The organism is Pseudoalteromonas sp., assembly GCF_041629635.1.
Lineage (GTDB): Bacteria > Pseudomonadota > Gammaproteobacteria > Enterobacterales > Alteromonadaceae > Pseudoalteromonas.
This window is the reverse complement of sequence record NZ_JBFKMX010000173.1, coordinates 1-6,043: the sequence shown is the minus strand read 5'-3', so window position 1 is coordinate 6,043 and position 6,043 is coordinate 1. Positions and strand designations below refer to the sequence as shown.

Sequence of the window (6,043 nt, the reverse complement as noted above, 5' to 3'; positions counted from 1 at the left end):
TGTAAATGACGGCAATTGGGCTGAAGCAAATAAAATCTCGCAAGCAATGAACTCAATTTCATACCTTGATGCTCAGCCACTGTTATTGGAATACCTAAAGTTTGCATTTGGTATTCACCAAAATGACGAACAAGGCGGCCTGCGCACATTAGGCAAAAAGCTTACTGCAGCGCAAATTGATGATGTACGCGCACGTTACCAACTTGCAAAAGAGCGCCTTGAAGCACTTGGTTTAGCTGAATAACACTTTTAGTTTTTTTGAAAAGATCAAAGCTCCGTTTACGGAGCTTTTTTGTGGGTGTTAGGCACTTATTTTTTGTGAAGTACTCAAAGTAGGAAGGGTATAAAGTTAAAGCCTTAATTTCTTCCAATTAAAAGTGTTTATCCAATAGGTTTACATGTGCCGAACAGAGAGCTTTCATATTTGTATGTTCTTATTATGCCTTTCTCATCAGTAATAAAGATATAAGTACAGTTGTCATTAAAAATTTTATATTCAGCTTTGATGACTCCGCTTTTACTCGTTATCATTTGTTTTGGTTCACCCCATAACGCTACTAGCTCGTTTATGTGGTGCCCCTTCCAACTCTCACCAAAATAGTTCTCGCTGACAAAGAGTGAACAGCCGCCCAAAGTCAGCAGCAAAATAAAACTTAAAAGCTTGACGTACATCGCCATTCTCAATTGTTAATTTGGCGCTAGGTTAACAACTAACTTTAATCATGAACATACATATAGTTAAGAGGTTATAATTTAAATATTTCTTTTTAAATTTTTAATGATTATATCGACTAAATTCAAATCTAATCACACCATCTACCACTTCAGAATCAAAATAGATTGGTAATTCATTCCACTCTTTTTCTTGCTTAAATGCTCTGATTATATTCTGAGCTACTATGATTGAATCATTGTTATTTATATAAAGCTCCACTTTACACATGGTTTGCCGACAATCTATCTGTTTGACATTAAAATTTGAAATTTCGTTATGGTTATGAATAAAATTGAATATTTTGTCAGAAAAATCATAAGCCCAACTTTCATCTACACTTTCTTCTTCAAAGCTTTTAGTACTTCTCAATTCATTTTTGCTGAGAGGCATATTGGTATTAGGAGATTCTTCAACAAATGTCGTTTCATCTTTATTAGGTATTTTTATGTCCTCATTGATTTTGTTGTTTTGTGTTGGGTAAGATCTTTCATAGAGTATTTCTGTAATAGTGTTATTATTTTTAGGTTGGGGTTGTTTATATGAGTTACTGATTAGAGACTCTAAAGATGAAATTTTGAATTGCAAATAAACAGTGTAAGCTATGCTAGTACAACAAATTGCCAAAATAATTTTACGCATGATATTTTTCCGTTTAAAAAATTTGATGCAGGGGTTTGTTCACTAGTCCAATAGCACTTGCTCCACAAACATCATATTTTGTCTCAAAATGTTTTTTCTTTTCTGTAGTTGGTGGACAAATTATCACTATTAGTGATTATTCGAATTCCTTTTTGAGATTCACTAACAGACAGAGATAGGAGTATGCCAGCTAAAAGTAGGGGAGGTAATTTTTTCACTTTCCTCTTTGCTTGTGATTTTTAATTCATCAGCTTGGCAACTTTTTAATCCAACTTCCAGCATTGAAGTTTTAATAATTGAATTGAGAGCTGAGTAGTTTTTTGCTCAGCTCTCAGTTGTGTTATTTTATAATAAAACATTATCTAACCAGTTAAGACTTGAGATTAATATCCAAGACTTTTTAACAGAATGTTTAAAATAAACTCAAATCAGTACTGATAGATAATTATCTTTATTATTTTTCTGCTGATGGCGGACAAGTAATACGTTGACAGCCAATGTCGTCACACTTTATACAATAATGGCTTGCTGCGGCAGCTACAGAGAAGCCCATTGAAATAGCTGTTAAAGCGATCATTTTTGTTATTTTTTTCATTATTTTTCCTTAGGACATACAATTCTTTCGCAGCCGATATCGTCACACTTAATGCAATAGTGGCTAGCAACTGCAGCTACAGAGAAGCCTAACGAAATAGCTGTTATAGAGATTACTTTTGTTATTTTTTTCATTATTTTTCCTGAGTTGATGGACAGCGAATAATTACGCAAGTATGTTCAGAGTTGCATTTGTAACAACGAATGCCATCAGGAGTAATAACTTGTTTTACCATACCTATATAACCGCTTGCGTTCATTTGATCAGAAGCATTGGCTACTCCCATTGAAACAGAAATACCGATACCTACTAACAATGAAATAATTAAATTTTTCATTTCTTTTCCTTGTTGTTTTATTAATATTAAATGGATTTTTTTTCTAGTTACTACTTAATGAAGTGATTCTAAGGATGCGAGCTCAATATCAATAAGCTCTTTGTTGAAGCCGTTTATGATTTTGTCACCAATAATTATCTGTGGAACACCTTTTAGTCCGATCGAGTTATAAAGTTGTTCGGTATTCTTATCATTCAATTCAATATCTCTTTCATAAAATTCAATATTTTTTTCTCGTAAGTATTTTTTTGCGCGTTTACAAAAGTCACACCAACTTGTAGTGTAAATAACTACATCATTATCTATTGAAGCAAAATGTGGCTCCGTATTAGTCTCAATGTAAGCTGGTGGTTCAACGATCCAGGAATATCCGGCAAACATACCTATGCCTACAGCTAAACCAACAATAACAAAAGAGATATTTAAGAGAGATTGTTTTACGAATTCATATACTTTCAAATTGCTACACCTTTATGATCTTGAAATACTTTAAAAGATTTAAAGCTAGCCTAAACCAAGTAAATCGAATCTAAAAAGTCGAGTATAATGTTCTGCTTAAAACATTTTCTCTAAGGAAAGTCCGGACGTTTTTAGCTTTCGATATTCCCAGCTACTCGAATAAAACGAATTTATTAGAACGATTTATAACGGAGAATAATAGTCGGTTTATACTTTTCATTAATAACCTGAATCAAAGCTATTAGATTCCTTTTCTTTTTCCCATAACGAAGACATAATTATTAAATAATGAATGCAACATCGATATTTTTTCCTTTATATACAAAACTTTATTCATAAATGAAGAGAAAAAGTTTTGTGATAAGTAAAGTTACTTAACAAACTTAACTAAAGACCAGACACCATATTAATTAAGGGATGTATCTAACTTTGTTAAGATAAAATGACGGATATCAAGTCCGTTTACTGATTTTAAATTTGAAATGACTAAGACGGATGAAGTTACTAAACGAAGCGTATTTCCAGATTGAAAACTATCGATTTTATCCTGAGCGATATTTAATTAATGATGGAAGCCAAGACATTAAATTAGAGCCAAAGCAATCAAAAATATTGCTGCTGCTAGCTCAAAATTCAGGAAGAATAATTACCCGTGACGAGATAGAAAAAGAGGTTTGGCAAGGAAGGATTATTTCAGAGCAAGCAGTAAATAATAAAATCTCAGAACTTAGGAAGGTTTTTAAAGACAATTATAGGGATCCAAGATATCTCAAAACACATTCACAATTAGGTTATGAGTTGATTGCGTCAACATCTTTTGTTGAAAGCAATGCTACAGGCACTAATTCAGAAAGTATCTTACAAGCACGAACTTTAAAAAGATCTAATAGGTTTGTTCTTGTTTTTTCATTATTAGTATTAGTTCTAATTCTATTTACAGGGTATATTTATTTCGCAAAAGAAGTTTCGCAACCTCCCAAAATTAAATTCAGTCTTGTACCAACTACTACTGAAAAAGGGCAAGAGTATGGTTTAAATGTTCGAGAAGATGGGAAGTATATCGCATATAGTCACCGTCCATTGAATGCTAAGAACTGGCGAATTAAAGTTAAAGACATGACGACTTCAAAATGGCGTTATGTTTCACCCAAATCAATTGATTCAAAATCCCCTGTGTGGTTTGGTAATAGTGACACCATTTTTTATGTTCAAAATATAAATAACAGCTGCTCAATTTGGCAAGCCAAGCATGTTTTGGCTAATACTTCACACGAAAAAATTACTGATTGTGGTGACATTGCAAGTATGTCCCCTCTATCTATTGGGCCTAACAATAAATGGCTTTACTTTTCAAACTTTAAAAACAATAAATATGAGCTAAACCGCTTAAACCTGAACAATTATCAAATTGAAAAAATTACTACACCTCCCAATACGAGTATTGGTGACTATGCCAGCTACATCTCACCAAACGGTAGGTATTTAGGCTTTTTAAGAGCCATATCATTTGCTCGTGTTGACCTGAATATTTTAGAACTTGCAACGGGAGAAATTACTACGTTAGCTAGCGAACCTCATACCTTATTTGCAATATCTTGGAATAACTTGAGCTCTGAATTGCTCTATATAGATAGGGACAACTTCTTGGTATCACAGAATATCTATACAAAAGAAGTAAAAAAACTTTCCAATTTGCATCAGAAAAGTATTTATCCTTATCGTGATAAACAAAACAATACCTATATAGTGGAAGGCGGTTTTTTTGTTTCGGATATTAAGACATCAGATTTGAGCAAAATAAAATTTAACTACCTTATTTCATCTAGTTATCAAGATTATGATCCTGTACCAATTTCAAATGACAAGCTTCTTTTTACTTCTAGAAGGAGTGGTATTCCTCAGATTTGGATAAAGGAAAAATTTGACGAACAACAATTGACACAATTTGAAGAAAACAGCACGCTTCAAGATAAACTATTTAATCAGGAAGAGAACTCTCTCTTAATTGTTCGAAACAATAAAATAATTGAATATGACTTAGTTAATGATCAGTTTAGACAAATAACACCAGATGATTGGCTTGTAGAGAGCTTAGTTGCTAATTGCAAAAGTGGGAAACCACTTTTTACAGCGCAAAATAATGGCACTTGGGACCTTTATGAGCTAAGTGAACAATTGATAAAAATAGAACATGACGTTTATAAGTTTAGTGCCGATTGTAATCAGGAGCAGTATTATGGGCAAAAGTTAAGTGATTTATCACTAATAAACATTGACTTGGCTAATAAAAAAGTCACTCCATTGGAGCTTGGTCTGTTTGATTCTATAGAGTGGCAGATATACAGTGGAGAATTATATTATTTGTCGGATACCGAATTGTTAAAAAGAGATTTAAATAATAATAAAGATAAAGTGATTTATACCTTTTCCGAAGATAATAAAGTGCATAGTTTTAAGATAAGTAATAACTTGATATATATAAATGCGAAAGAGACAATGGAAATGAAAATAAAACAATTAAACTTTAACGAGTAAACTTCTATTATATAAATGATAAAACCGTTTTATTTTCATTATTTAAATAATTAGGATGTTTCTGTAGTGTAGCAGCTTGATTATTTTAAAAAGGAAATAAAATGAAACAACATATAAAAAATATAACTATTACCTTGATTCTTTTTTCAGCGTTTCCAACTCTTGGTATTACATTGAATAATCAAACAACTATAGAAAAGACATTACCTAAAATTGAGGCCAAGCAAAATAAATTTACAATTACACTATGCCCTAACTTTCCTATTTGTAAAAAAGATGACAAAGAAGAAGAAAGTAAATCGAAAGACAAAAAATAGTAACTTTGAAATGGCAGACAAAATTGAATTCTTTTTAAAACGCGTTCAATTTAATGACTTTCTAACGAATAGCATTTGTATATAACTCCAGCTGCATGAAGTAAATCTTAGAAATAACTTTAAGTGATAAGATGTTATTTTTGTGAATTGCTATTTTAGTAGAAAGGTAAAGCTTTATTAATAAAAGTGAAGTATTAATTAGTAAAATTCCAGCCGCTATAAACTTCACTTTATGCTTTTGATTAATTTTTATTTAAGTTTTGTCAGTGGTTTACATTGTATGCCATAGTGAGTTAAAAGCTATAATCAAGGAATGTGTGCAGTGCTTGAAGTGAAGAATCTGTATCGCGAGTACGGCAGTGGAGAAACGCGCGTTACCGCGTTAAACGATGTCTCTATCACCATCGACGAAGGGGAGTTCGTCGCCATTATGGGCTCGTCGGGCT

At 32.2% G+C, this 6,043-nt stretch carries 6 protein-coding genes and 1 pseudogene; 3 read left to right on the top strand and 4 right to left on the bottom strand.

The annotated features are described in order from the left end of the window. Nucleotides 1-244 (top strand): annotated as a pseudogene (locus ABYD77_RS17055) (dihydrodipicolinate synthase family protein); the annotation flags it as partial. Between the two features lie 531 nt (nucleotides 245-775). Here the strand turns inward: ABYD77_RS17055 and ABYD77_RS17050 are convergent. The 4 genes from ABYD77_RS17050 to ABYD77_RS17035 form a co-directional block, all read right to left on the bottom strand. Continuing rightward, the gene (locus ABYD77_RS17050) at nucleotides 776-1,354 is read right to left on the bottom strand and encodes a hypothetical protein (RefSeq protein WP_372771292.1); all 579 of its coding nucleotides are present in this window, start codon (nucleotides 1,352-1,354) and stop codon (nucleotides 776-778) included. Nucleotides 1,355-1,808: 454 nt separating this feature from the next. Beyond that, on the bottom strand, nucleotides 1,809-1,949 hold the full coding sequence (locus ABYD77_RS17045) for a hypothetical protein (RefSeq protein ID WP_199922584.1): 141 nt from the start codon (nucleotides 1,947-1,949) through the stop codon (nucleotides 1,809-1,811). Nucleotides 1,950-2,082: 133 nt separating this feature from the next. Beyond that, nucleotides 2,083-2,286, bottom strand: coding sequence for a hypothetical protein (locus tag ABYD77_RS17040; protein WP_040134659.1), 204 nt, complete (start codon nucleotides 2,284-2,286; stop codon nucleotides 2,083-2,085). Nucleotides 2,287-2,340: 54 nt separating this feature from the next. Further along, on the bottom strand, nucleotides 2,341-2,745 hold the full coding sequence (locus ABYD77_RS17035) for a glutaredoxin domain-containing protein (protein ID WP_052141072.1): 405 nt from the start codon (nucleotides 2,743-2,745) through the stop codon (nucleotides 2,341-2,343). A 495-nt stretch (nucleotides 2,746-3,240) separates the two neighbouring features. On the opposite strand from ABYD77_RS17035, the gene ABYD77_RS17030 reads away from it, so the two are divergent. Beyond that, a complete protein-coding gene (locus ABYD77_RS17030) occupies nucleotides 3,241-5,280 on the top strand; it encodes a winged helix-turn-helix domain-containing protein (protein ID WP_372771291.1) in 2,040 nt (679 codons plus the stop codon). Nucleotides 5,281-5,381: 101 nt separating this feature from the next. Further along, complete coding sequence (locus ABYD77_RS17025) at nucleotides 5,382-5,597, top strand: hypothetical protein (RefSeq protein ID WP_372771290.1); 216 nt, start codon at nucleotides 5,382-5,384, stop codon at nucleotides 5,595-5,597. Nucleotides 5,598-6,043 lie beyond the last annotated feature (446 nt).